Source organism: Acinetobacter sp. BMW17, assembly GCF_001592855.1.
GTDB classification, from domain to species: Bacteria; Pseudomonadota; Gammaproteobacteria; order Pseudomonadales; family Moraxellaceae; genus Acinetobacter; species Acinetobacter johnsonii.
In genome coordinates this window covers 183,780-210,710 of the sequence record NZ_LSOD01000040.1, presented here as the reverse complement: position 1 = coordinate 210,710, position 26,931 = coordinate 183,780, and the positions used below count along the sequence as shown (strand labels likewise).

Below are 26,931 nucleotides of genomic sequence, written 5' to 3'. Positions count from 1 at the left end.
AAAAATAGCAGTATTAGTATAGCGGAAATGCGAATTGATAGGGCGGAAATACTATTCATTTACTAAATGTGGTTATCACTTAATATATGTAAGCTAAATACAGCAAATTGCCTGCAATTACGTCATAATATGCCCAAGATAAGTAATAAGTTTTTAAAGAAGGAGCGTTGAATGCCACGTAAAAAAGAGGTCGTTGGTGGAACTTTCGTTAAATACGATGCGGTCGTTCTAGGTTCAGGCCCTGCGGGTGAAGGCGCGGCAATGAAACTTGCCAAATCTGGAAAGCGTGTTGCGATTGTAGATGTACGTGAGCAGCTCGGTGGTAACTGTACCCACGTGGGGACCATTCCAAGTAAAGCTTTACGTCAAACGGTATCGAGTATTATCCGTTATCGCCGTGACCCAATGTTTAAAAAAATGGGCGACTGGCGCCAGTTTACCATGAAGCAAGTGCTTCAAAATGCACATAAAGTGATTCAACAACAGGTTGATACACACTCACGTTTTTATGACCGCAATAAAATTGATATTTACCATGGTCGTGCTTACGTTCAAGACCAAAATACAGTTTTAGTATTTAGCCCTGAAGGTATTAAAGAAACGATCATGTGCAAACAAATCGTGATCGCAACGGGTAGCCGTCCATACCGTCCTGCGGCGCTTGATTTTAACCATCCACGTGTATTTGATTCGGACAAAATTTTAGACCTTGATTATTCGATTCAAAAAATCATCATTTATGGTGCAGGTGTAATTGGTTGCGAATATGCGTCTATTTTCATTGGACTAGATCATAAAGTTGACCTGATTAATACACAGCATAAATTGCTGAGTTATCTAGACGATGAAATTTCTGATGCTTTGTCTTATCACTTACGTCAACAAGGTGTCTTGATTCGCCATAATGAGCAGATTGATCATCTTGAAACCTATGATGATCACGTGGTGCTACATTTACAAAGCGGTAAGAAAATTAAAGCAGATGCTATTTTGTGGTGTAATGGTCGTTCTGGAAATACGGATGGCTTAGGCTTAGAAAATGTGGGTATTACACCAAACAGCCGTGGTCAAATTACAGTCAATGATCAATACCAAACCGAAGTGGAAAACATTTACGCTGCTGGTGATGTGATTGGTTGGCCTTCACTGGCTTCTGCTGCATATGACCAAGGTCGTTGTGCAGGTGCAAACATGAGCGGTGAAGTGGGTGTGGAACCTGTGGTTGATATTCCGACAGGAATTTATACCATTCCAGAAATTTCTTCGATTGGTAAAACTGAACAAGAGTTAACCGAAGAAAAAATTCCGTATGAAGTGGGTCAGGCTTCTTTCCGTCATTTGGCGCGTGCGCAAATTACAGGTGACACAGTGGGTGAATTGAAAATTTTATTCCACCGTGAAACTTTGGAAGTGCTGGGTGTTCATTGCTTCGGTAATAACGCATCGGAAATTATTCACATTGGTCAGGCGGTGATGAATAGTCCAAACAATACCATCAATTATTTCGTAGAAACGACGTTTAACTATCCGACGATGGCTGAAGCATATCGTGTAGCGACCTTAAATGGTATGAATCGTTTATTCTAATTTTTATAGTATTTTCAGAGGCCTGTAAGTTTAGACTTGCAGGTTTTTTTATACCTAAAATTGCTATTTTGTAAGTGTAGGCATATCTAAATGCCTAAAACTTTTTAACGATTTGTGCGGTGGTAGGTGAGTGTGACAAGTAAGGGGGGAGGGAGCAACTTTGCTTATGAGAGGCAAGTAATTTTGTGGGTGCCATGTTTCTTAGCGTAGAACATGGAAAGAATGATCCAGTGATACGGCGTAGCAGATATTTTTAGACATAAAAAAACCAACAAAGTTGGCTTTTTTGAATTAGGCTGCGACGTGAAATCAGTTACAGGATGAACTGATGTAAGAAGTAGGCAGAAATCATCATGCCTAACACAAAAAACATGCACGAATAAGCGTCAAGCTGATAACGCTTTTCTAATTGATGTTCAACATGCTGTATATTTTCTTCTTGCATAATTTTCATGGAAGTTTTTATTCCGATTTAATTATCGTTAAAATCCTATTGCATGTTTGTATTTTTAACATAAAAAATTGCTTAAATAAAGTACTAATTAAAAATAATCAGATCTCCACTATACATAATCACTTAAATATTCAAGTTTATGCTCTGTTAATCCAGAAGCCAGTAGCTACCAATAACTAACTATCTGAAAGTCATAGAACTTAGGATTTTATTATTCATCGTTAAAATAATATAATTGAATTTAAAACTGTGGATAAAAGTTCTTTTAAATGAATTTAAAATACCAAAAGATAATAAAATATGTGGATAAGTTTTATACAAATGAATTCAAATTAAAATAAATCGTACTGATATAAATAAAAAAGCCAACGCAACCTTATACATCGATCTGGCATAGGCTGAGTTGGCTTATTTTTATAAATTATTGATTTAATGCATAAATATTGGCTTGAATCCAAATATTGCCGCGAATGTATTGTCCGATATTAAAGTTGGCATACTCGGGATTTTTAGTGGCAATACGAATCAGTGTTGCAGGTTGGTTGTCTTCATGAATCAAGGCAACATCAAGCAGAGTGTAGTCTTGTTCCATAAATTGCATGTTGGTTTTGCCAACAATATTCCCTTGGAACCATGCTTCATCTTCCTGACCGATCTTTTCGCCATACAAATAAGCGACCATTTTTGAAAAATCGACAGTCACAGGTTCTTTGTCATCATCCGACTTTGGTTCCCATGCATCAATCTGTTCTTGAAGGTTTGTAGGAGCCATGCCATTGTTTGCTGCCAAAATATCGTTCAATGCACGATGATGTTTAATCGATGCAGGATCATCAACCACCAGTTGCTCGTGTTCTGCGACCGCTTCTAGTTCATATGCCCATGCATTGAGATGTGCAATATAGGTTTGGTCTTTTTCGTATTGAGCATGATTGACGCTATATAAGCTGTCATAAGCGTAGACGATGCTGTTATTGCCTAAGTTTAAACGTAAAACGGCTTGTGTGTTGGATTGACCGCGAATAATGCGTTCAACTACAGCAGACACTTTATAGGGGCTATTAAAACTTGGAAATGCAGTTTTAACAGCCTTGGGTTTATTGTTTTCAACCGCGATGACTTGAGTCAGTTGAACAGCCGCTTGACTTGGACCTTGAATGAGCCAACAACCCGTATCCATATCTTGTTCAGTCTGGCATAAACCCATCGGCATGATTGGTGCATTTAAAGCTAAACCTAACCATTTAGGGACATCTTGTGCAGGGTTATCTGTGAGTAAATTCCAATGCTCGACGTGGCTACCAAAGTTTTGGTCATCAATGGTGATTATTTCTGGACTATTTTGATTGTTCATATGCACGATTGAATGAGGTTATATATCCCTATTAAATCGAGGGTTATTTCTATATTTCAAGTCCTATATTTTATTTTTACTAGAAAATCATCAAAAAAGAGTAAAGCCTTACTTTATTTGATAGACAAAAGAACAAAGTATTTTCATCTGATACTTAAAAAGTATGAAGCGAGCTTTGTATAGGTGATTTTGAGCGGTTTTATCTATTATGCTCAAGCACTGAGTTTGTTAGACTAAGGCAGTTTCTTTTGTTTATGGATGTGCAGTGCTGCCATTTAAGCTCTGGGTCGATGCAGATGCATTGCCTAAAATTTTACGTGAAGTGATTTTACGTGCTTCAGATCGTTATCAACTTGAAGTGACCTTTGTGGCCAATCAAAATGTCGGGATTACGCCTTCCGTTCGTATTAATTCGATTCAAGTGATGAGTGGGGCGGATGCCGCGGATAAAGAAATCATCGAACGCATGAAAGAGAATGATATTGTGATGACACAAGACATTCCGCTGGCAGCACAGGTGATTGAAAAGGGTGGAATCGCAATTCACCCACGTGGTGAAATCTATACTACCGCTAATGTCAAAGCCCGCCTACATTTACGTGATTTTATGGATTCATTACGTGGAGCAGGTGTAAACACGGGTGGGCCACCACCTATTTCTGAGCGTGATAAACGCGAATTTTCTAGTTCTTTAGACCAAACCATTCAAAAGCAAAAACGCAAAACTGCCATTTAGCATCGAGCTGATTATGTCTTCTAAAGCCAATCTGATGGCAACCTATGGATTATTGGTTTTTATTTGGTCCACAACGCCTTTAGCGATTGTGTGGAGTGTGACCGATTTACATATGCTGTGGGCATTGGTATTACGTTTTTTCATTGCTTTGCCTTTGGCGATTTGTTTGTTATTGGTTTTAAAACGACAGTTCCCCACCGATAAAGTCGCTTGGCATAGTTATTTGGCTGGTTCTTTTAGCTTGATTGGTTCGCAGTTTTTTACCTATGTTGCCACCAATTATATTAGTTCAGGCATGATTGCATTGATGTTTGGCTTAGCACCGATTATGGCAGGGCTGATCGGACGTTTTTACTTTAAGAGCTATTTGAGTGCAATGCAGTGGTTTGGAATGTGTATTGCACTGCTAGGACTTACGATAATTTGCCTTGCAGGTACAGCACAGCATGTCCATCCATTTGGAATTGGGTTGATGTTACTGAGTGTATTTTCTTATGCAGCCTCTATTTTCTGGGTGAAAAAAGTCAATGCGAATATTGAACCCGTTGCACAAGCGACAGGTTCAATTTTGGTGTCGACATTGGCTGCTATATGTATTGTGCCGTTTATTTGGCAGCATGCACCGCAGCAAATTCCCGATTTGAAAACTTGTTTGGCGCTGCTATATACGGTCATCATGGCGTCATTGATTGCGATGTTCTGTTATTTTAAATTGGTGCAGAAAATTCAACCCACGACTTTATCGCTGACTACTGTCATGACGCCGATGATTGCTCTATTTATAGGTGCTGTACTGAATCAGGAAAAACTCTCGATGATGGTGATTTTGGGTGTAGTGGTTTTACTGTCAGGTTTATTCGTTTACTTTTATAAAGATCTTCAGGCAAGTCGGAAACTTGCCCAAAAGTTAAAAAGCCAAAACTAGTCCAAGGTTCTGGTTTTAATGATCTTCGACCGTCAAAGAAATACAGTCGGCCAATTTGACACGATCTTGCGGGTGCAAGGTAATAAAGTATGCTCCCGTACGGCACTTGCCATTTTCCTCTTCATTGCTGTACACCACTTGTGCAATCGCTGCAATATGGAAGAAGTTTTCAGGGTGGCTCAAGGTTAAGTGGATATATGTACCATCTTGAATTTGTTTTTCGCTATAGAAGCTCAAGCCACTTTCTGAAAAGTTCACATGTTCAGGCGTAGGTAACATGGTTTGTACAATTGTGTCGTACAAAGACCCCGTGATCAGGTTTAATTTCTGGTTAAATAGGGATAAGATTCGAGCAATTTGTTGATCTTTTTCAGATAATTGTTCTAATTCGTAGTTTAGTGCATGATCAAATTGATCTAATTCTGCGAGTAGTAGAAAATAGCGCGGTAAAACAAAATTAGGATCGTAAGGGTCATTCAGGGCAACATCATCAGAAATGATCTGATAGTTAATTCTCAAGGCCGCATCGATTCGTGACATCACACGACGTTCTGGTTGAACGTTTTGATGCTGTAAATTTTCCATAATTATGACCTCGGACTAGATGGTATGTTTAAACCAATCTCGCTGTATATAGGGTTGAGATATACTCGCGCACGGCGTAGCAACCACTTTATTTCTTTTATTGCACTGGTTTCGATGATCGGTCTAACACTGGGTGTGGCTGTACTTATTACAGTCTTATCTGTAATGAATGGTTTCGACCGAGAGTTGAAAACACGTGTACTTGGAATGATACCTCAAGCCACTGTTTCTTCAACACAAATTTTAACAGATTGGCCTGAACTTGCAAAAAAAATTGAGACAAAGGAACACGTCACAGGCGTAGCACCGTTTACTCAATTGCAGGGGATGCTTACGGCACAAGGCCAAGTGGCTGGAATTATGGTCACGGGGATCGAACCTCAATATGAAAAAAAGGTTTCGATTATCCAAGACCACATGGTTGAAGGTGGTATTGATAACTTAAAAAAAGGTGAGTTTGGTATTGTTTTAGGCAAACAAATGACCGATGCCTTAGGTTTAGGTTTAAATGATAGTGTGACTTTGGTTTTACCGGAGGCAACACCATCACCAGCGGGTGTGGTACCGCGTTTTAAACGTTTCAAAATTGTGGGCATTTTCAGCATTGGTGCTGAGGTCGATTCGATGATGGGCTACATTGCCTTGAATGATGCATCAACGTTGTTACGCCTACCTGATGGCGCGCAAGGCATACGCTTGAAATTGGATGATATTTTTGCAGCACCTAAAGTGGCTGATGAAATTGTCATGGATCTACCAAGCGGTTTTTATGCTTCGAATTGGACCTATACTCACGGCAATTTGTTTAGTGCGATCCAAATGGAAAAGGCCATGGTGAGCTTATTACTCTTCCTGATTGTCTTGGTGGCTGCATTTAATATTGTGTCATCCTTGGTGATGGTTGTGACCGATAAAAAATCGGATATTGCCATTTTACGTACGCTTGGTGCCTCACCCGCAACTATTACCCGTATTTTTATGGTTCAGGGCACGATTATTGGTGTGATTGGTACGGTATCAGGTGCGATTCTCGGCATTGTTTTCGCCTCTGGAATTAGTGGTTTTGTAGGTTGGTTAAACAATGTGATGGGACTTCATCTGTTTGATGCCTACTTTATCAATTACTTACCATCGTATTTAAGATGGCAAGATGTATTAACCATTGTGTCCCTGTCTTTAATTTTAAGTTTCCTTGCAACAATTTATCCTGCAATGCGTGCTGCAAAAATCCAACCAGCGGAGGCATTACGCTATGAGTAAAATTGTTTTAGAAGCGCAAAATATTGAAAAGCATTTTACTGATGGTAAGTCGACTGTTGAGGTGATTAAAGGTCTATCTTTACAAGTCAAAGCAGGTGAATTTGTCTCGATTGTGGGGTCGAGTGGTTCGGGTAAAAGTACTTTGTTACATGTCTTGGGTGGTTTAGACCGTCCGAGTTCGGGCCAAGTGTTTTTGCAGGGCAGTCGTTTTGACAGTTTAAATGAAGCTGAGCGTGGTTATTTACGTAACGAACACTTAGGTTTTGTTTACCAGTTTCATCATCTGTTGCCTGAATTTACTGCTTTGGAAAATGTGGCAATGCCATTGATGTTACGTCAAGGCACCAACTTTAAGGATGTACAAAAGCAAGCCGAATATTTACTCGAGCGTGTAGGATTGACGCATCGTTTAACCCATAAACCAGGTGAGCTTTCGGGCGGGGAACGGCAACGGGTTGCATTAGCGCGTGCATTGGTGGCCAAGCCTGCGTTGATGATGGCAGATGAACCAACAGGCAACTTGGATCGGAAAACAGCAAGCAAAATTTTTGAACTGCTGATGGATTTACGTCAGGAGTTCAATATGGCAATGTTGATCGTGACACATGATGAACAACTGGCTCAGTCCGCCGATTCTATTTTGCATATGCAGGATGGTCTTTGGGTCAATGACTAGGCTGAGTGCTGATAAAAATATGAGATAAAGCCACTATCTATTGAAGCCCACTTCGGTGGGCTTTATTATGGCGCCAATAAAAAAAATAACTGAATAAAAGAATGAAGTTTTTATATGCTGCTGCTTGGATTGTAGGAATTGCATTGATGGGGCAGACCGTCCCCATTCTAAATCACCTTTTTTATCCAGCGCTGATTTTAGTCATCCTACTTTTGCCTTTACAGCTTTTTCTCTTCAAGCACAAACATGCCCTTATTTTGCAGTTTATATGTGGACTGATTTATTCCATGCTGTTTTTAACTGCGGGATATCATTATGCACAATCGGCATTGCAACAGCGTCTAGCCTATAAAGAAACAAAAGTTGAAGATGCTGAAATTGTTGTTTATATCGCAAAAATTAACCAACTGGGTACTGAGACCATTCAGCAAGAAATACAGGTTTTGAACCGACATGTGCAACCAGTGCAGTGGTTGGGTTTTCAAAAACGAATATCGGATGAGCAAGCGGTCTTGAAACTTGGGAAATACTACCGACTGACAGGGGAAATACGTCCTGCGCATAGTTATGCGGTGCAAGGTGTATTTGATGTTGAGCAGTGGTATCTGCAACGTAATCTTATGTCTGGTTTCAAACTCAAGCACATACACCCCTTGTCTGAGTCAGAAATTTCTGCATTAGGCTATACCCATTATTTAAGAAAACAGCAGGGCGTACTCAATAAGATCCAACTGGGTATAGAACAACAACGCTTAAACATTCGTCATTTTATTTATAACCAGCCTTTAAGCCATAAGGGTCTAATTCTGGCGCTCCTGACTGGGGACGAAAGTTTCTTAGATAAGGAGACGACAGCCTTTTTTCAACGCTTTGGTATTAGCCATTTATTAGCGATTTCTGGGCCACATGTGCTGATCTTTGCCGTGATGCTGTGTTGGCTGTTACAAAAGGTGCTGAATCGTTATTGGCCACAGATTTTTCTAAAAATCCCACGACCTTATGCATTGTTACTGCCATTTTGTTGCTGCGTATTGCTGTATTGTGCCTTTGTCGGTTTTGAGATTCCTGCACTTCGTACTTTACTCAGTTGTTTCTGTTTAAGTGTGTTGATTTGGCTCAGGCAGAAAATTTCAGCTTTGACGTTACTCTTATTGAGTGCATCCCTCCTTTTACTGTTTGATCCTTTTTCAATTCTATCAGCTGCCTTTTGGTTGTCCTATGGTGCGTGCTTTGTGCTTTTACGCATTTATCAAACCACTATTCGGCTCGATTTGACTCGCCCGCAGTCTTGGCAGAAAAAACTCGGTTTTAGCCTAAAACTTTTGGTTGAGTCGCAGTGGAAAATATTTGTGGCTTTGATGCCTTTGGTGATTATTTTCTTCAAGCAAGTCTCATGGGTGAGCCCAATCAGTAACCTTGTCGCTATTCCACTGATCAGTTTACTGGTTGTACCACTGGAGGTTTTGGCAGCATTTACTTTTTATCTTTTTGAACCGCTGAGCAGCCTTTTGTTTCAGTTGGCAGATTGGGTGCTGGTATTTTTATTGGGCATACTCAATGTGCTGGATGTGCTACTACCGATTAAGTTGTACCCGATTGCTCTCAATACTTGGCAAGTCATTTTACTAATTGTGCTCTTAATCATTGTTTTTATGCCCAAACCGAGTCTACCAAAATCATGGCTCGTGCTAGGTTTGATTCCTTTGTTGGGGTTCAGTAGCCAAAGCAGTCCTTTTGAGTTGATCGTCTTGGATGTCGGTCAGGGACAAGCGGTGTATATGCAACATGGGCAACAGCATGCCATGATTGATGTTGGTGGCTCCTATGATGAATCGAAGTTTAGCGTTGCTAAGCAGATTATTCAGCCATTTTTATCGAAGCAAGGCGTGAGCCAATTAGATCAGCTGATACTTACACATTTGGATCAAGATCATAGTGGAAGCTATGCCACATTAAAAAATGAGTTGTCGATCAATCAAGTTTACTCTAATCAGCAATTGGATGTGGCAACTACGTCAAACTTTAACTATTGTCAACAAGGTCAGATCTGGCACTGGTCAGAACAAGTGGAAATCAAAATTTTGTCGCCGAAAGCCAATCAATTGGCACAAGTACCGTATCAGCAAAATGAGCTATCTTGTGTGGTCTATATACAGGTGAAGGATGTACAGCCTTATCAGTATTTTCTGATTATGGGCGATGCTGGCTGGCAAACCGAGTTTCAATTATTACGGGATTATCCGGACTTAAAAGTTGATGTATTGGTCTTGGGGCATCATGGCAGTCGACATAGTTCAGCCTATGCGTTTTTAAAACATTATCAACCGAAATTAGCAATTGCCTCAGCAGGGTTTAATAACCGTTATGGACATCCAAGTACAGTAACGCAAACTCGTTTGAAAGCTTTAAATATCCCACTCTTAACAACAGTAGAGCAAGGCAGTATCAGTTTTATTGTGCAGCCTACAGGGATTATTGAACTGACGACACAACGTCAGACTCGACAGTGGTTGCAGTCGACTGAATCTGTTGTTCCATACGCAGTTGCTCTAAACGCGTCACAGCTTCATTAAAGGGAAGGTTATACAGTGCTCGAAGTTTGGGGTTGGCTTTAAAGCGCTTATAGGTCCAATGATAATGCTCAGGATAACGATGGACCAAGTCCTCAATGGCTTGGTGAATGACGAAGGTGCCATCATTGGCTGTACCTTGATAAATACTTTCGCTGATTTCTTCAATGTACATATCAAAGCCATCGTCATTACGAATAGCATAGAGCAGTAAAGCCTTGGCTTTGGTTTTTTGAATCAGTTTGGCGCTCAGGTTACTTGAAGCCAAAGGAAAGCCAAAATAAGGAATCATTTCCCCGCCTTGTTTTGGGGTATGATCGGGTAGAATTACAGTCGTCCCCCCCAGTTTGAGTGCCTTAAAAATTTGGCGCACCCCTGATTCATCGGTCGGTACAAGCTGAGCGCCTTCACGGCTGCGTGCCTCACGAACAAATAAGTCAGCGCCAGGATCCTTAACTGGCTTGTACATAATGGTCATTTCAGTAAATTGGGCGACATAACTATTCATAATTTCCCAAGTCCCAAAATGAGGTACGATTAAGACTAAACCTTTTTTAGCAGCAAGCGCCTCATGTAGCAAATGTTCGCCATGTACTTTTTGGACGCGTTCAATATTTTTCTGATTGCTTGAACCCCAAATACTAAAAAACTCAAAATAGGTGGTCAGTTCATTTCGTGCTGCTTGTTTCGCAATTACATCACGTTGTTCATCGCTCAGCTCAGGCAGCGCAATTTTCAAGTTGAGTTTGAGGGCATCATTGTTTTTACTGATTTTTAGAAGATGAACTAAACTCGCCAAAGCCTTAGCAAAAAAACGCGCAAATTTAATGGGTTGTTTGCTTACAAAACGAAGTAAACGATAGGTTGAGTTTTGCTCTTGTGCTTTAGTCATTCTCTAACGTTAATGATATATGTGGATAAAAACATAAAATATTATAGGCCAAAATGAACGGTTTCGACAGTTTTGTATAAATCAGTGTATATAATGAGGGCAATTTTATTCAAGTTTGGATTGTTATATGTCCGATTGGCCACCAAAACCAGAAAATGAAACGCCGAAACAACAGCCTGTACATGAACAACCGACAGGAAACGAATGGAAACTTTTAGAGAAAGCAGTTTTAGCTTCCGTTGAGGAACAACGTCGTGCACGTCGCTGGGGCATCTTTTTCAAATGTCTAACTTTTGCCTACCTTTTGTTTATTCTGATTGCAATGACCAAGAGCTGTTCGACCAGTGGTACTGATGCAACCGCATCTAAACATATAGCTGTAGTTGATATTGTTGGTACTATTGCCGCTGATGAGCAAAGCGTAAACAGTGATGACACGATTAAGTCATTAAAGAAAGCTTTTGAAAATAAACAAAGCCAAGCGGTGGTGCTCAATATTAATTCACCGGGCGGTTCTCCGGTTCAGTCGGATGAAATCTGGCAAGAAATTCAATATTTGAAAAAAGCGCATAGCGATAAAAAATTGTATGCGGTGATTGGTGATACAGGTGCATCAGGTGCTTACTATATCGCATCTGCTGCGGACGAAATCTTGGTGAATCCTTCGAGTTTAGTGGGTTCAATCGGTGTGATTATGCCGAACTATGGGGTGAATGGTCTCATGCAAAAACTGGGTGTTGAAGACCGCACCATGACCTCTGGTCAAAACAAAGCTTTATTGTCAATGACACAACCCGTTAACCCTGCGCAGCGTGCACATGTTCAAGGTGTACTTGATAATGTACATGAGCATTTTATTAATGCTGTGAAACAAGGTCGTGGCAAAAAGTTAAAGTCGAACGATCCTGCACTTTTCTCAGGTCTTTTCTGGACAGGGGATCAAGCGGTCAAACTGGGTATTGCTGATCGTATTGGTAATTTACATACTTTAAAACGTGAACTAAATACCGATAAAGTGATGGATTATACGGTGGTACATAGCCCACTAGATGCTGTATTAGGCCGTTTAGGTGCATCTATGGGAGCTGGTTTTGCATCTTCACTTTCAAATCAAATGCAATCTGAACAGACCACGAAACTCCAATGAAACCTTTAATTCATTTTGCGCACGCCAATGGCGTGCCTTCTAAGGTCTATCAGAAATTATTTGATTTATTGTCAGATCAGTATGATGTGATCTATGTCCCTTTACTAGGACCAGATAAAAACTACCCGATTGATAACCATTGGAAAAGCTTAACTCAGCAAGTGATTGACAGTATTGTTCGTCAGGCACAGGGTCGTAAAGTGATTGGTTTGGGACATTCATTAGGATCAGTGTTGACGTTTCAGGCGGCATTACAGCGTCCTGAGCTATTTCAACAAGTCATCATGATGGACCCGCCTTTGATCATGGGCAAAGCCTCGTTGGCATTACACTTTGCTAAGATGTTGAAGTTAAAAATGGTTGATACCATGTCACCAGCAGCGCTATCTTTACGGCGTCGTGACCATTGGGAAAGCCGTGAGCAAGCAGCTGAACTTTTACGTCCAAAAGGCTTTTATAAAGACTTTGATCCAGACTGCTTTCAAGCTTATATTGACTATGCTTTAACGGAAGATCGTGTCCGTGGCGGTGTTGAACTTACGATTGCAAAAATGGATGAAGTTCATATCTTCAGGACCAATCCTTCTTTATGGTGGCTACCTCAGGGTAAACCACAAGTGCCGATGCATTTAATGATTGCTGAAAAAGGTCCTTTTATTGGTCCAGGGTTTCCACAAATAGTGAAAAAGAAATTTGGCATTCCTTATCAAATCGTTGAGGGAAGCCATATGTTTCCTTTAGAGCGACCAGAAGAAACGGTTACTCTGATTAAGACGCTGATTCAATAAAATGTTTAATAGTACTTTTCAGTAGCCATAAAAAAACGCCCCCTTGGAGGCATTTTTTATTTTTAAAATTTGCAAAACTGAATTGGCTCGTGCATCAGTGTATTGCGGTAGAGAACACCTTGGTCTGTATGCTGAATCGTTTGTGTACAAATCCACTCTACCACTTGTGGGTAGATGATATGCTCAAGTGTATGGACACGCTGGGCCAAACTATTCACACCATCATGTGAACCAACTTTCAGTACACCTTGTGCCAAAGCTTGACCTGCATCAAGCTCAGCCGTCACATAGTGCACGGTACAGCCATGCAGTTGATCGCCAGTATTCAGGACGCGCTGATGAGTATGCATACCTTTGTAATGCGGTAGAAGAGAAGGGTGAATGTTGATCATTTTCCCTTCCCAAGCACTGACAAATTTCTCACTTAAAATACGCATAAAGCCCGCAAGAACCACCAAGTCCACATCCCAATCGCGCAATTGTTGATGCATGACATCATCAAAAGCTTCACGATGAGGATACTGTTTGTGCTCAATGACCGCTGTCGCAATACCTGCATTTTCAGCACGCTGTAGCGCATAGGCTTCAGGTTTGTTGGAAATCACACCCACAATTTCGCCTGACAGATTGGCATCAATCAAGGCTTGAAGGTTTGATCCACTTCCTGAAACCAGAACAGCAATTTTAATCATACGAATTAAGCGAATACTACACGGATTTTTTCGTCTGCGCCTTCAACTGACTCAGCATTGTCTACGATATGCCCCATAGTGAACGCTTTTTCACCAAGGCTATTGAGTCGTTCAACTGTTTTGTCAGCATCAGCTGCATCAACAACTAAGACCATGCCTACGCCACAGTTGAATGTGCGATACATTTCGAACTGTTCAACACCGCCTTCGCGCTGAAGAAGTTTAAACAATTCTGGCCATTCCCAAGATGCTTCATTCACAACAGCTTGAGCACCATTCGGCAATACACGTGGTAAGTTACCTGGTAAACCACCACCAGTAATGTGCGCCATTGCGTGTACATCAACTTCTTTTAAAAGCTGAAGAATAGGCTTCACGTAAATACGTGTTGGTTCCATTGCAACATCAGCAAGTGGACGACCATCAACGATTTGCGTCAAGTCAACGTTTTTCACGTCTAAAATTTTACGAAGTAGAGAGTAACCGTTTGAGTGAGCACCACTTGATGCAACACCAATTAAAACGTCACCCGCTTTGACTTTAGAGCCATCAATAATTTTGCTTTGCTCAACTACGCCTACACAGAAACCTGCCAAGTCGTAATCTTCGCCTTCATACATGCCAGGCATTTCGGCAGTTTCACCACCAACTAATGCACAACCAGCAAGTTCACAGCCTGTACCAATACCAGTAACTACGTTTGCGGCTACATCTACATTAAGATGGCCAGTTGCATAGTAGTCAAGGAAGAATAATGGCTCAGCGCCACATACAAGAAGATCGTTTACACACATTGCAACCAAGTCTTGACCAATCGTGTCATGACGGTTCAAATTCAATGCTAAACGTAATTTTGTACCAACACCGTCTGTGCCAGATACGAGAACAGGTTCTTCATAACCTTTGGGGATTTTACAAAGTGCACCGAAGCCACCTAATCCGCCCATTACTTCAGGGCGAGTAGTACGCTTCGCGACAGATTTGATACGATCGACTAACGCGTCGCCCGCTTCAATGTCGACACCTGCATCTTTGTAGCTTAAACCAGTGTTTGGGGTAGAAGTTGAGTTGCTCATAATGAAGTCTCCGCATTCGCGGGGCGATTATACCTGAATATACGAAACACATATGTTATTTCTGCGCTAAAATGTTATCTTTACTAAAATATTTTTCTCAATAACGATTAAATCTGACAAAGGCGAGATTGCATGCAAGATCGTACACTTAAACGTATTTTTATTTTGGCAGGAATCGCGCTCATACTCTGGGTGTTGTATCTACTCAAGCCTGTTGTTTTACCTTTTATTGGTGCATTTTTAGTCGCTTATCTGTTTAGTCCACTGGTCGATAAACTGCATAAAATTGGCTTACCACGTTGGTTATCTATTAGTGCTGTTTTTATCGGTATTGGCGTTGTCATTACATTGGCATTTTGGTATTTGGTTCCACTGGTGTGGGAACAGCTGATGTATGCAAAGAACAGCATTCCTTCAGGCATACATTGGGCGAATTATAAATTCCTGCCTTGGTTATCTGACAGTTTTAATTTGGTCCCAATGGAATTAGATGTTGACCAGATTTCAGCTGCGATTATGGAATATGTACAGACCAATTATAGTGCTGACAGTATTCAGGCTATGATTGCCAAATTGGCTCAATCTGGACTGAACTTTATTCAGATTGGTGGTACGGTTGTACTGATCCCGATTATTGCATTCTATTTTTTATTAGATTGGGATCGCATGCTGGACAGTTTTCGTCGTCTTATTCCTCGGAGATATGAAGAACAGACCTTAGTCATTGTTAAAGAATGTCATAGTGTACTTGGTGCTTTTGTCAAAGGTCAGTTCTTGGTCATGGTGCTCTTGGGCGTGGTCTATGCAATGGGCTTACAGTTAATTGGACTTGAAGTAGGTTTGATTATTGGGATGGTGGCTGGGCTGTGCAGTATCATTCCGTACTTAGGTTTTGCTGTCGGGATTATTGCCGCAGTGATTGCAAGTTTGTTCCAGTTTGGGATTGATTGGATGCAATTACTTTTGGTTGGCGTGGTCTTTATGATTGGTCAGGCAGTGGAAGGCTATATCCTACAACCGTTCTTGTTGGGCGATAAAATTGGCTTGTCTCCAGTTGCAGTGGTATTTGCAGTACTGGCTGGTGCGCAATTGGGTGGTATTTTAGGGATGTTGATTGCGTTGCCTGTGGCTGCCGTGATTGTGGTCTTATTAAGGCATGCACGTGAGTTCTATGAAAATAGCCCAATGTACAGCACACCTACTTTTGTTGTGCAAGATTCATCCGCGGGCTCAATTACGATTGAAACCGATCAGGTCGATGTCGATATTGAAGTGAAAAATCAAGCGGTAAAAGCTCAGCAAGCATCTGAAAATTCAAGTAAGATTGATCAGATAGACCATAAAGAACTTTAGGATACACAAACCAGCATGCGTCAATTGCAACTAGATATTGAACCCCAACTCGATGCTCGAATCAGTGATTTTTCTGGGCCGGGATGGGGGCCTGTTATCGATGCGATTCGTCAGTTACATGCAGGTTTAATGAATCGTTTTTATGTGTATGGTGGTGCGGGTTCTGGAAAAAGCCATTTACTTTCAGCAATTTGTGATTCTTATTTAGATGTAGGTAAAACAGCGATTCAGGTTTCACTACTTGAGTTGCTGGATGCTCCAACAGAAGCCATCACCTCTTTAGAGCGTTTTGACCTTGTCGCTTTAGATGACATTGAAGCCATAAGCGGTGTGCCGCATTGGCAGAAAGCGGTTTTTCACCTAATCAACTACAACAATGAAGAAGGCGGGCAGTTGGTGTTCTCTTCTCGTGTTGCGCCGATTGAATTAAAACTTGAACTACCCGATTTACAATCTCGTTTAACACAAGCAGTGAGTGTAAAAGTACCAAACGGAAGTTTATATGCTGATCGTTCTACATTGGTAATGTCGGTTTTATCGCGTCGTGGGATTCATATTGATCAACAGATTATTGATTATTTGCTCGCGCATGGGCCACATCAAACCTCAGTATTATTGCAAAGTTTGGAACAACTGATTCAACTGCTAAAAGGTGAGAAAACCAAACTGAGTAATGCAAACCTCAGACAAATTTATGCGCTAATTGACGAATATCGGTAAATCATAATATTACTTGAGAATTTATCCGAGCTGTGACAGAGTACGAAAAATTGTTAGATATTGCAGGGATTTTGCAATCTAAGAATAAAAAGAAAAGATAAAATAAAAGCAAGGAGATCGTTATGCTCAAGAAGAGCATAGGTGTAGCTACGCTATTGGTGGCGAGTCATGCCTATTCGGACAATATTAAAGTGACCATCACTGACGATATTGTCAAAAATGACACGGAATGTTCACTTCGCGAAGCTATCGACTATATTAATCAAGGTATGCCTGAGGCGGGTTATTATGGCTGCGGGGGCAAAGATGCGATTTCCACCGTCATGCTTGAGAAAAATAAAACTTATGTGCTAAATACCCATCTTGCAATCAAAAAAGATTTAACACTCAGAACAAGTTATGACAGTTCTGTGGGGGAAGAAACTGTTCAGGGTTTAAGTAATGCCATCTTAAAAATGAATGGTTCTGACAACTTATTAAGGGTTGATAATGCTGAGAATGCTTTAATTCGTGTGTTAGTAAAAGAGGTTACTTTACAGGGCTGTGCGAAAGACTGCGGTGTGAATCAAGGTGGTTTAATTTATAACAATGAATATTTAGGTCTTGAGTACGTCAAATTAACAGGTGGTTTTGCAGTGCAAGGGGGGGCGATTTACAATGTCGCAACCTTGCTCGAAGATGGTACCAGTCGTAGTCTAGTTGAAATTCGCTCTACTCTGGTTGAGCAAAACCAAGCGGCACAAGGTGCTATTTTGTATGGGGACGCGCCTTCTTTTCGGATTTATAATTCAGTTTTCAAAGAAAATAAAACAACAGATGCAAGCAGTGCCAATATTTACTCTGTCAATAATGCAGCGGTTAAAGAAGATACAACCTTATCCAGTTTAGCATCACGTCTGGTCAGTAGTACCTTTGTGAAAAATACAGGTTATGTCGTTAATGTTCGAGATGGCATGGCTTTGAATAACTTAACGGTGGTGGGAAACAGTAAAGGGATTTATTTCAATCCATCTACAAACTTGGCTTATCTGGCCAATAGTATCGTTTTAGGGAATGCTGAAAATACCATCACACAAAACTGTGCTGGGGATTTAAGTAAAGCAGTTCTTCAGAACAACTTGGTCACGCAAAGTGACTGTGGCAGTGGTGCGAGTTATTATCCGAATGAGTTTTGGTCTGGCGCTTTGATTGCAGGCAGTGATGTGGTGGGTGAGTGTAAAACCATGTCTGCAGATGCTGACAGTTTATTGTGTCCTTATATTGTTCCCAACCAAAAATTTTTAGGCTATATCCGTCCACGCATTTTAATGAGTCAGACGCATTGGTTAGATTCTCCAATTGTGAACAAGGGTAAAGTGGTTGTAAATACAACGGATTCTTTAATTGGCTGTGAAAATTCAGATCAACGTGGTGTGAATCGAAATACGAACAATACCTTTTGTGACCGTGGTGCAATCGAGATTGAGGTCCCAACGACCATTAGCTTAATTGGTGAAGATCTGATTGCGGGGCAAGTAGCTAAACTTTCTGTTGCAGATCTGCTTGGAGATAGTGATCTACTGTCCAAAACCGAATGTGCAAGCTTGTTCAAATCGGCTAAAGCGCCAAATGGTGAAGAGTGGCAACCGGGTTGTATGCGGGTGCAGCAGACTCAAACGGTATCGAAAGGTAAAGTGGTGATTGATGAACTAGGAAATATTACTTACACGCCAAATGGAGCATGGCATGGTGCTGATATTTTCAGGTTACAGCTGGTCACAACCACGACACGTTTTGATGAACATATTCCGTTCGTTGAAGTGAATGTACAAATTGTACAGGAACCGCAAAATCATATGGAAAGTGACAAAATTAAAACCTCTGGCGGAAGCACTGGTATTCTGAGCTTACTGGGGTTATTTGCTTTAATTTTGCTGCGTCGAAAATAAAAAGAAAAGGGCAAACATGAAACACTTTAAAAAAGGACTATTGGGTGTCATGGTGGTAGCTGCTATGACATTAATGGCTGCAGAAGATAGAACAATTTATGTCAACATATTTGAAGATGAAGATAATGTAAACATGAATCAATGTTCACTCCGTGAGGCAATCAAAACAGCTAGCTTAAACAAGGCTTATGGTGGCTGTAGTGCTGGGAATACGGGTTCAGGTCAAACCGATTATATTCAGTTAGAAGCTGGGACGTATAAACTGAATAAGGAAATTGTTCCCGAGTCTAAAGTGGTGGTTTTTGGGAAAAGCCCATATTTAGATCGTGAAAAAAATCCCATCACTTTTAAGTATCCTGCACTAGGTGAGTTGACTTCACGGATTGATGCGGGTGGAAAGTCACGTTTATTTAATACCATTACCAAGACCAGTTTGACGCTAGAGAATGTGATTTTAGAAAATGGTTATTCGGCAGATGAAGGTGGTGCTTTATTGGTCGGTGGAGCATTAACCTTAAATAATGCACAAATTCTAAACTCAAAGTCCGATAAAAAAGGTGGAGCACTCTATCTCGTTGGTCCTGGTGAGCATCAGGTGACTGTAAATAATAGTGTATTACAAGGCAACCAAGCGACTGTGGGTAGTGTTCTTGCAATGCAATGCTATGCAGGGCTGTTGGATGTAAAAACCAATATAGAGTTTAGAGCGAATAGTATTATTTCAAATGGTCAGATATCGAATCTAAATACATTCGATTTTTGTGGTAACCCAAAAGTTGCTATGGCGAATAATACCATTGCAAAAAATACTGTGAATACGGTAAATGGGAGCATTTTGTATGCCGTTAATACCCGAGAGCATAATCTGAGTCTTGAAAGTAGTTTCTTATTTTCAAATAACACCATTGTAGAAAACAGTGCAGCGAGCGTTTTGGATTATGATGATTTTGGTATGAAGTCGTTGTATTACAATGTGCTTGCATATAATGGGAACACATCATGCCGCTATGTAGGTTCTCAGACACTATCTGATAAATATGATGCCGGTGTGACGGCAGGTTACAATGCGTTTGATACTGCAACCAGTCAGTGTGAACTGGCAGCAAGTGCACGAATACTCGATGGTACGACAGATACTAATATTGATGTGAAAAATGTGGCTATAGGAAGTCTACTCAGTTCATTAACTTCGCCATCAAAATATAATTTATTCCGCCCAATGTATTTCCCGAAAGTGAATAGTGGAGGAGTTGATTTACTCGATACCAACAGTAAATTGAGCTGTAATGATAGTGACCAGCGTGGTCTAGACCGTATCGTCGATGGAACATTGATGTTGGCACCTGCGGAAGCTAACAGCTGTGATATTGGATCGGTTGAGTTACGTCGTTTAGCTGCAGCCGATATTGCTGATTTGAAAAATAGCTCGCAGGCAGAGCGTTTGCAAGTGTATGAAAATACCATTAAGGAATTAGAAGAATTAATCGCCAATAAAAACACCAATCCAGACTTTTTGGTCGAGTTTAATGAAGAGTTAAAGCGTTATAAGGAACTTCTAACTGCGACAAAGTTATATCAAAAATATCGCGCGATTTATGTCGATCCCTTCCAGTTTGTTTTGCAAGATGAGGCTGTGGTCAACACTGCTGATGGAACGTCGGCTTTAAAAGAAATGAACACTGAGAATTATACCATTACAGAAACTCTGGTATTAGGTGTAGGTGTACTCAGCGCCAAAGATGGTGTGCTTGATACCTCAAAACTCAGAGCGGACCCAACTTTACGCTGTGAGTGGAAGGATGATTTAAAACAAATCATGATTTATCGCACTGATGGTAAGCCTACAACCAGCACGGAATATGTCTATTGCCAATATAGCGTGAAGAGTAAGGCTACGCAGGCAACATCTTCGGGGATTTTAAAAGCGGAGTTTAGCAATATACAACCGATTGCCAAAACGGATGAATACACCCTGAATTATGGTGGCACTTTAAAACTCAATGTAAATCCACTTGCAAATGATAGTGATGATGGTGATGGGCCGATGAGTACAGTCGCGGCAGAACATCAGCGTCCAGCATTTCACCGTGATGCGAATGGAAAGGATCTAGCTATTCGTATTGTACGTCAGGATGCAGGCATTAATATTAAGCCAGAACGTACAGGTTCTTGTCCGGGAGAATATGAAAAATATGTATGTTATGGCGGCAATATTGAAGTTGAAGTCCGCAATAATTTCAGTCCATTCCCTTATGAAATTGAATATGTGATCTATGATGCAGAGGCTGAAGAGTCTAAATCTGCGATGATGTATTTTACGAACACCGCTAAAAATACCAATACGGAAGCGAGTGGCGGTGGTGGTGGCTCAATGGGTAGTGTTGGGGTGCTTGGATTGTTGTCATTAGCGTGGTTTAGACAACGACGAAAAATATAAATGTAGCCATAAAAAATGCCTCACATGGGGCATTTTTTATGGCTGTTTCTAAAGTATTTATATTCAACTAGGCATCTTAATGTGTAGCAGTGTTGCTATGGATGTATTTATTGATATATTCATTTCGAATATTCACACGTTCATCTGCATCTGCTTTTTGCATACGTACACGTAAATCACGTCGTTCTTGGGTGCTCATCTGTTGCCAAGTGTCACGCATTTTTTGCTTTTCTTGTTCAGGTAACTGAGTAAACCAGTCCATACGTTGTTGCAGGGCTGCACTTTGCGCATCGGGCAGTTCTTTTAGTGACTGGTAACGTTGAATCAACGCACGCTGTTCTTCTTCAGACAACGATTCCCATGTTTCAGACACTTGGGTATCTGCATCTTTAGAAAAAATCCAAAAACGATCAAAACCTGCAAAACTGGTTTGTAAAAAACCTAGCGTGCAAAGTGCGAAAGCGACACGTTTAGCTGCCATGTGGAACAGTGTCCTCACCTAAAACCAATAACATTTCTAAATCTTCAACCATTTGAGGTGAAAGTTTAGGAGTCGAAACCACTTGGTTATGTGGTTTTTCATCAAGGGTTACAGAGTTTGGAAGTACGACAAAGCCAGCAATAGCCGCAGCTAAAGCAAAACCAGACATTTTCCAAAGGCCATAACGTGAGGACTTTTGATCTTGAATGTCATCAAGAACATGTTGCATCACCACGGGTTTGTTTTTGTGGTGTTGCGCGAGCCCATCAAGTTTGGAGGTTACTTGCTTTAAGAAATCATCTTTCATTCGGATGATCCTCCTAGATGTGGATTCAAATGTGCGAGAGCATTGCGTAAGCCTTGAATCGCACGGTGGTAATGAGTTTTAACGCTGCCTTCAGAACAATTCATGATTTGCGCAGTGGTTGCAGTATCAAAACCTTCCCATGCACGTAACATAAATGCTTGCTGCTGACGAACAGGAAGACCAGCAATGGCTTCTTGAATTTCATCCGCAGTGACAGCTTGACTTAAAAAGTCTGAAGGATTCAGCGCTCTTTCATCGACCACCTCATTGACTTCAAAATCGTCATCATCAAGACTGACTTTTTTGAAGAAAGAAAACGGTTGTGCTCGACGTGCTTCTTTACGACGCCAATCCTGTAATTTGTTGGTTAGAATGGTATAGAACAGGGGATACCATTCTTCCGTAGATCGATCGGAATAAGATTTGTGTAATGAAATAAAGGCTTCTTGCACCAAATCCATGGCGATACCCTGCTGGTTTTGGGTGGCACTTTCCATCATTACTAACGCACGACCAGTCACTTCTTGCATGAAGTTTTTTAGGCGAGACTCGGCGGTACTCTTAAGAGTACTAGAATCCTGCGTTTTAGACTGTTTGGGTGCTAAATCCATAGAGATGGAAAATCCTGTCATCGGATACCCACCATTATTTCCTCAATCATGTGCCTATAACGTTGGAAATAATGGTTTGGTTGACAACACAAGTAATTATTTTTTCTAGTGTAATCTATTTTTTCTACTGAGCCGACTTTAGTTAATATAACTTAACGATTTTAAAGTCGTTGACGCACCATTTCAAAAAAGCAGATTGAACCCGCAATAGCGACATTGAGAGATTCTTGGCCACCGGGCTGTGGGATGCTCAGTGCTTGAGCATGTGCCAAAGCAAAGTCAGAAACGCCTTGGCCTTCATTGCCTAAGATCCAGACACAAGCTTGTGTTAAATCTTTTTGATATAAACTTTCAGCCTGATGTGAGCTGGTCACATACACTGGAATTTCAAAGCGTTCGAGTACATCTTCGATGGCAACGTTTTCATAGGTGTTGAGTGAGAAGTGTGCACCCATGCCTGCGCGTAATACACGTGGTGACCAGAGTGCAGCAGAACCTTTGGTACAAATAACTTGCTTAATACCCGCCGCAGCAGCAGAGCGGAGTAGTGTACCTACATTGCCTGGATCTTGAATGTTTTCCAAAATCAAGGTATCCAAGCTAAAGTCTACACTTAGGCTTGAACTTGGTAAGTCTACAACTGCCAAGAAGGGCAAAGTGGTTCCTAGTGTGCTTAGGTCACGATATAGGCTTTCAGCAATGACAAAAACAGCACCCTCATATTCATCTAGAATATCGCAAATATCAGGGTGTTCGAGTGCATTTTCAGTGGTGAAAATAGAATTGAGTTTCTTCTTTTTTTCAACCCAAGCTAAGCCTAAGTGTGTCCCTTCAAGCACAGTTTGACCTTGCTTTTTACGGTAGCTACTTTGTTCTATTAAACCGCGCAGATGTTTAATCTTTGGGTTGTCTTTTGATTCAAGAAAAACGATTGACATGGGAGAGACTCATGCGCATAACGCTTCAGATGGCTATGCGCATTTAAAAAAATTAGTTGTGGTAGCCGGTCACTAAATCGACTTCGTTTTTAGAGCCAATAATCACAGGGACACGTTGGTGTAGGTCAGTTGGTTCGATGTCTAAAATACGAACGCGCCCCGTTGTTGATGCACCACCAGCTTGTTCAATTAGCATACTCATAGGGTTTGCTTCATACATTAAACGCAGGCGACCTGCTTTTTTCGGATCTTTGAGGTCGTATGGATACATGAAAATCCCGCTACGGCAAAGAATACGGTGAATGTCGCCCACCATACAAGCTACCCAACGCATATTGAAGTCTTTCTCACGTGGACCTGTTTTACCTGCGAGAAGTTCTTCAATATAACGTTTTACTGGGTTTTCCCAGTGGCGTTGGTTTGATGAGTTAATGGCATATTCTTTGGTATCTGCTGCCACTTGAATATTTTCAGAGGTGAGCAAGAATTGTTGAGTTTCTGGGTCAAAGGTAAAGAACACCGTACCTGCACCGACTGTTAATGCCAACATGGTTGATGGGCCATAAAGCACATAACCTGCAGCAACTTGCTGGTTGCCTGCTTGCATAAAGTCTTCAGCTTGTGTCACTGCATTTTTTGCAGGCAAGATTGAGAAAATAGTACCCACACACATATTGATGTCGATGTTGCTTGAACCATCAAGAGGGTCAAATAAAACTAAATATTTGCCATTTTCTTGAGCTGGCGTGAATTCATCCAATTCTTCAGACGCTAAGCCACCAACTTGTGGGTGGACTTTTAGAGCATCAATCAAATAATCATTTGAAATCACATCCAGTTTTTTCTGTTCTTCACCTTGCACGTTTTCATGCTGCGCGCTACCTAAGACACCAGCTAAAGCACCTTTTTGTAAAGCTTGATCGATGGTTTGGCAAGTAGCAGCAATGGTGCTAATCACTTGTGCCAATTCAGGCGTAAGATTTCCCGTTTGTTGTTCTAAAAATTGGGACAGATTGAGATATGACATAAGGGGGAGGACTCCACTAAAACTTGAATACGTAACAAAATCAACATTGCGCTATATTTTAGTCGAGAACGAGACAAAAGAACAATTAAACTCGACTATTTGCTGCGATTTTACCCTTGCAAGTCTTGTGGAAAGTGCTATGTTGATGGAAGGAATATCAGGTAAAAATAGGAGCACAACAATGACAACGCAAAAATTTGATGCGACTCCAACGCCGAGCGAAGGGATTAACTTAGATGATATTTCAGACGATAGCGTGAAAAAAGCGTGGCAAGACTACGAAGCAAAAGCTGAGTATAAAAAGTTCAATAAACATGACATGATTGAATCTATGCAACATGCTGAAGAATCTGATGAAAATCCTAAGCCTGAACAAGTTTAAATTATAAAAAAGCGCTCATCGAAAGGAGCGCTTTTTTATTTCAGTTGTGATACCAGCATTATTTTAGAAGTGGTGGTACTGCTTCGTAGTTAATTTCTACGCGACGGTTTTCTTTCCATGCATTTTCGTCATGGCCTGCATTGATTGGCATTTCTTTACCGTAACTAACTGCTTCAAGCTGGTTCGGACTCACACCTGTGGTGATTAAGAAACTTTCAACCGCTTTGGCACGACGTTCACCCAATGCCATATTGTATTCACGTGTACCGCGCTCATCAGTATGACCTGTTAACGCCACACGCGAATTTGCATTTGCCATTAAGAACTGCGCATGAGCTTGTAGCGTTTGGTAATCATCATTGCTGAGGTCGCTGCTGTCATAGTCAAAATGCACAACGCGTTTTGCTAAAAATGCTTTGTTTGCTTCAGTCACGCCTTTTGCTGATGCACCTGCAAGATTTTGTGCATTTAAAGCAGCATCTTCACTTAGACCTTGAGTATTGACTGTGGTTGAGCCATTTGGGTTTTGGCCTGCTTCAATTGTTGCAGCAGGTTTGCGGCTCGCACATCCTGTAACTACAAGAGCAGTCGCTAAGATTGGAAGGGCTAAAAGTTTGATCGATTTCATTCTTCATCTCCATGAAAATTGATGATTATTAAATGACTAGTCATTAAAAAGTTATTTGGGTGCCCAAGCAGGTTCACGGACTTCACCTTGTTCACTTGGTAAATTCATACGGAAACGGCCATCCAGTGACATGATCGACAACAAACCACGTGAACCTTCACGAGTTGCATAGACCACCATCTGCCCATTTGGTGAGAAACTTGGTGATTCATCCAAACTGGTTGGCGTTAAAATATTGGTGACGCTTGAGTTTAAATCTTGAATAGCGACTTTATAGTTACTACCGCTTGGACGGTGAACCAGTGCCAGCTTTTTGCCATCGGCACTGAGCGTACCGCGTGCATTGAATGCGCCACGGAAGGTCAGGCGGTTATAACTGCTATTTGCCAAGTCATAACGGTAAATTTGTGCAGAACCACCACGGTCAGAAGTAAAGATAAATGACTTACCATCTGGTGCATAACGCGCTTCAGTATCAATGGCACTGTCGTTGGTCATACGCTGCAATTGACGAGTTTCCAAGTTCATTTGATAGATTTCTGGGTTGCCATGCATAGAAGCGGTGAACAACATACTTTTCCCATCTGGAGAGAAGCTTGGTGCGCCATTTAGACCACGGAAGCTAGCAAGCTTTTCACGCGCACCTGTGGAAAGGTCTTGGACATAAATTGCAGGGCGTTTGGTTTCAAACGACACATAAGCGATTTTCTTGGCATCTGGAGTCCAAGCAGGCGATAGAATGGGGTCGCGTGACGTTAAAATTGTACGTGGCTGCTCACCATCAGTATCCGCGATTTGTAGTGTATAGCGTTGCTCTGGTGTAGCAGGATTCCGTAGCACATAAGCAATACGACCGCTGAAGTCCCCTGGAATACCAGTTAATGCTTGATAAATAGCATCACTAATCATGTGTGCAGCAGAACGAACGCGTGATGCTGGAACAGTTAATAATTCATTTAAAAGATATTGTTGTTTTTGGACATCATACAGTTGGTAATGAACCTCGTAGCTACCATTTTCAGTGGTTTTTACTGTTCCTGTAACAACATACGGAACACCTGCTGCCTGCCAATTGGCTGCGTTCGGATTATTTATGCTAGCCGTTGCAGGTAAATTTTTTGAAGCGCTGGTAAATTTCCCTGAGCGGTTTAAATCCGTTTCAATAATGGGATAGAGACTGCTGTCATTGCTAAAAGGTACGATTGCAATTTTAGGCGCTTCTTCAGGTGCTTTTGCAATTTCTAAATGAAGCTGAGCATGCGCTTGAGTCACTAAGACTGGACTGAAAGCAGTTAAAATGGCTAGGCTAAGAAGGTGTTTACGCGTCATTTCCATCATTCGTTATTTACTCAAACAAACGGCTTTTATTGTGGGTTT

General features: G+C 41.1%; 26 protein-coding genes. 13 read left to right on the top strand and 13 right to left on the bottom strand.

What is annotated here, in order from left to right; all coding sequences use genetic code 11:
• The first annotated feature begins 171 nt into the window (after positions 1-171).
• On the top strand, positions 172-1,587 hold the full coding sequence (gene sthA / locus AXW61_RS13460; protein WP_004693926.1) for a Si-specific NAD(P)(+) transhydrogenase: 1,416 nt from the start codon (positions 172-174) through the stop codon (positions 1,585-1,587).
• 313 nt (positions 1,588-1,900) lie between these two features.
• On the opposite strand, the gene AXW61_RS17630 is transcribed toward sthA, so the two are convergent.
• Complete coding sequence (locus tag AXW61_RS17630; RefSeq protein WP_004693924.1) at positions 1,901-2,041, bottom strand: hypothetical protein; 141 nt, start codon at positions 2,039-2,041, stop codon at positions 1,901-1,903.
• A 421-nt stretch (positions 2,042-2,462) separates the two neighbouring features.
• Positions 2,463-3,395: a hypothetical protein gene (locus tag AXW61_RS13455; RefSeq protein WP_062034696.1), complete on the bottom strand. Its 933-nt coding sequence runs from the start codon at positions 3,393-3,395 to the stop codon at positions 2,463-2,465.
• 265 nt (positions 3,396-3,660) lie between these two features.
• On the opposite strand from AXW61_RS13455, the gene AXW61_RS13450 reads away from it, so the two are divergent.
• Together AXW61_RS13450 and AXW61_RS13445 are read left to right on the top strand one after the other, a co-directional pair.
• The gene (locus AXW61_RS13450; protein ID WP_004693920.1) at positions 3,661-4,131 is read left to right on the top strand and encodes a YaiI/YqxD family protein; all 471 of its coding nucleotides are present in this window, start codon (positions 3,661-3,663) and stop codon (positions 4,129-4,131) included.
• A 13-nt stretch (positions 4,132-4,144) separates the two neighbouring features.
• The gene (locus AXW61_RS13445) at positions 4,145-5,056 is read left to right on the top strand and encodes an EamA family transporter (protein WP_062034695.1); all 912 of its coding nucleotides are present in this window, start codon (positions 4,145-4,147) and stop codon (positions 5,054-5,056) included.
• Between the two features lie 15 nt (positions 5,057-5,071).
• Here the strand turns inward: AXW61_RS13445 and AXW61_RS13440 are convergent, their stop codons facing one another.
• Positions 5,072-5,641, bottom strand: a complete 570-nt coding sequence (locus AXW61_RS13440; protein WP_010326393.1) for a PilZ domain-containing protein — start codon at positions 5,639-5,641, stop codon at positions 5,072-5,074.
• A 24-nt stretch (positions 5,642-5,665) separates the two neighbouring features.
• On the opposite strand from AXW61_RS13440, the gene AXW61_RS13435 reads away from it, so the two are divergent.
• The 3 genes from AXW61_RS13435 (at position 5,666) to AXW61_RS13425 (ending at position 10,150) form a co-directional block, all read left to right on the top strand.
• Positions 5,666-6,901 carry a lipoprotein-releasing ABC transporter permease subunit gene (locus AXW61_RS13435; protein WP_004693914.1) on the top strand — a complete coding sequence of 412 codons (1,236 nt, stop codon included), beginning with the start codon at positions 5,666-5,668 and terminating at the stop codon, positions 6,899-6,901.
• A complete protein-coding gene (lolD, locus tag AXW61_RS13430; RefSeq protein ID WP_062034694.1) occupies positions 6,894-7,577 on the top strand; it encodes a lipoprotein-releasing ABC transporter ATP-binding protein LolD in 684 nt (227 codons plus the stop codon). Before AXW61_RS13435 ends, lolD begins: the two co-directional genes overlap by 8 nt.
• Positions 7,578-7,678: 101 nt before the next feature.
• Positions 7,679-10,150, top strand: a complete 2,472-nt coding sequence (locus tag AXW61_RS13425) for a DNA internalization-related competence protein ComEC/Rec2 (RefSeq protein WP_062034693.1) — start codon at positions 7,679-7,681, stop codon at positions 10,148-10,150.
• Here AXW61_RS13425 and AXW61_RS13420 read toward each other — a convergent pair.
• Positions 10,050-11,039 carry a lysophospholipid acyltransferase family protein gene (locus AXW61_RS13420; RefSeq protein ID WP_062034692.1) on the bottom strand — a complete coding sequence of 330 codons (990 nt, stop codon included), beginning with the start codon at positions 11,037-11,039 and terminating at the stop codon, positions 10,050-10,052. The genes AXW61_RS13425 and AXW61_RS13420 overlap by 101 nt on opposite strands.
• 127 nt (positions 11,040-11,166) lie before the next feature.
• Between AXW61_RS13420 and sppA the strand changes: the two genes are divergently transcribed.
• Together sppA and AXW61_RS13410 are read left to right on the top strand one after the other, a co-directional pair.
• Positions 11,167-12,186, top strand: a complete 1,020-nt coding sequence (sppA, locus tag AXW61_RS13415) for a signal peptide peptidase SppA (RefSeq protein WP_062034691.1) — start codon at positions 11,167-11,169, stop codon at positions 12,184-12,186.
• Positions 12,183-12,974: an alpha/beta hydrolase gene (locus AXW61_RS13410; protein ID WP_062034690.1), complete on the top strand. Its 792-nt coding sequence runs from the start codon at positions 12,183-12,185 to the stop codon at positions 12,972-12,974. Before sppA ends, AXW61_RS13410 begins: the two co-directional genes overlap by 4 nt.
• Before the next feature lie 62 nt (positions 12,975-13,036).
• Here the strand turns inward: AXW61_RS13410 and purN are convergent, their stop codons facing one another.
• A complete protein-coding gene (purN, locus tag AXW61_RS13405; RefSeq protein ID WP_062034689.1) occupies positions 13,037-13,666 on the bottom strand; it encodes a phosphoribosylglycinamide formyltransferase in 630 nt (209 codons plus the stop codon).
• 5 nt (positions 13,667-13,671) lie between these two features.
• Positions 13,672-14,742 (bottom strand): phosphoribosylformylglycinamidine cyclo-ligase, encoded by a 1,071-nt coding sequence (purM, locus tag AXW61_RS13400; protein WP_062034688.1) that lies wholly within the window; start codon positions 14,740-14,742, stop codon positions 13,672-13,674.
• A 132-nt stretch (positions 14,743-14,874) separates the two neighbouring features.
• Between purM and cxpE the strand changes: the two genes are divergently transcribed.
• From cxpE to AXW61_RS13380, 4 genes are all read left to right on the top strand, one after another.
• Positions 14,875-16,095, top strand: coding sequence for a chloramphenicol efflux transporter CxpE (cxpE, locus tag AXW61_RS13395; RefSeq protein ID WP_062034687.1), 1,221 nt, complete (start codon positions 14,875-14,877; stop codon positions 16,093-16,095).
• A 15-nt stretch (positions 16,096-16,110) separates the two neighbouring features.
• Complete coding sequence (gene hda / locus AXW61_RS13390) at positions 16,111-16,815, top strand: DnaA regulatory inactivator Hda (protein ID WP_004980630.1); 705 nt, start codon at positions 16,111-16,113, stop codon at positions 16,813-16,815.
• A 122-nt stretch (positions 16,816-16,937) separates the two neighbouring features.
• Positions 16,938-18,743 carry a rhombotarget A gene (gene rbtA, locus AXW61_RS13385; RefSeq protein ID WP_062034686.1) on the top strand — a complete coding sequence of 602 codons (1,806 nt, stop codon included), beginning with the start codon at positions 16,938-16,940 and terminating at the stop codon, positions 18,741-18,743.
• A gap of 16 nt (positions 18,744-18,759) precedes the next feature.
• Positions 18,760-21,180 (top strand): CSLREA domain-containing protein, encoded by a 2,421-nt coding sequence (locus AXW61_RS13380; protein WP_062034685.1) that lies wholly within the window; start codon positions 18,760-18,762, stop codon positions 21,178-21,180.
• Positions 21,181-21,256: 76 nt separating this feature from the next.
• On the opposite strand, the gene AXW61_RS13375 is transcribed toward AXW61_RS13380, so the two are convergent.
• The 5 genes from AXW61_RS13375 to AXW61_RS13355 all read right to left on the bottom strand — a co-directional run bounded on the left by AXW61_RS13375 (position 21,257) and on the right by AXW61_RS13355 (position 24,544).
• A complete protein-coding gene (locus AXW61_RS13375) occupies positions 21,257-21,661 on the bottom strand; it encodes a DUF3106 domain-containing protein (protein WP_010326404.1) in 405 nt (134 codons plus the stop codon).
• Complete coding sequence (locus AXW61_RS13370) at positions 21,651-21,968, bottom strand: hypothetical protein (RefSeq protein WP_004693889.1); 318 nt, start codon at positions 21,966-21,968, stop codon at positions 21,651-21,653. Before AXW61_RS13370 ends, AXW61_RS13375 begins: the two co-directional genes overlap by 11 nt.
• Complete coding sequence (locus tag AXW61_RS13365; protein ID WP_004693886.1) at positions 21,965-22,579, bottom strand: RNA polymerase sigma factor; 615 nt, start codon at positions 22,577-22,579, stop codon at positions 21,965-21,967. Before AXW61_RS13365 ends, AXW61_RS13370 begins: the two co-directional genes overlap by 4 nt.
• A gap of 161 nt (positions 22,580-22,740) precedes the next feature.
• Complete coding sequence (locus AXW61_RS13360; protein WP_062034684.1) at positions 22,741-23,517, bottom strand: RNA methyltransferase; 777 nt, start codon at positions 23,515-23,517, stop codon at positions 22,741-22,743.
• A gap of 52 nt (positions 23,518-23,569) precedes the next feature.
• Positions 23,570-24,544, bottom strand: a complete 975-nt coding sequence (locus tag AXW61_RS13355) for a class 1 fructose-bisphosphatase (protein ID WP_062034683.1) — start codon at positions 24,542-24,544, stop codon at positions 23,570-23,572.
• A gap of 181 nt (positions 24,545-24,725) precedes the next feature.
• On the opposite strand from AXW61_RS13355, the gene AXW61_RS13350 reads away from it, so the two are divergent.
• Positions 24,726-24,926, top strand: coding sequence for an NF038105 family protein (locus AXW61_RS13350; protein WP_004980614.1), 201 nt, complete (start codon positions 24,726-24,728; stop codon positions 24,924-24,926).
• 58 nt (positions 24,927-24,984) lie between these two features.
• Here AXW61_RS13350 and pal read toward each other — a convergent pair whose 3' ends face one another.
• Entirely contained in the window at positions 24,985-25,554 is a 570-nt protein-coding gene (gene pal, locus AXW61_RS13345) for a peptidoglycan-associated lipoprotein Pal (RefSeq protein WP_004693879.1), read from the bottom strand.
• Between the two features lie 51 nt (positions 25,555-25,605).
• The gene (gene tolB / locus AXW61_RS13340; RefSeq protein ID WP_171254085.1) at positions 25,606-26,889 is read right to left on the bottom strand and encodes a Tol-Pal system beta propeller repeat protein TolB; all 1,284 of its coding nucleotides are present in this window, start codon (positions 26,887-26,889) and stop codon (positions 25,606-25,608) included.
• Positions 26,890-26,931: the final 42 nt, after the last annotated feature.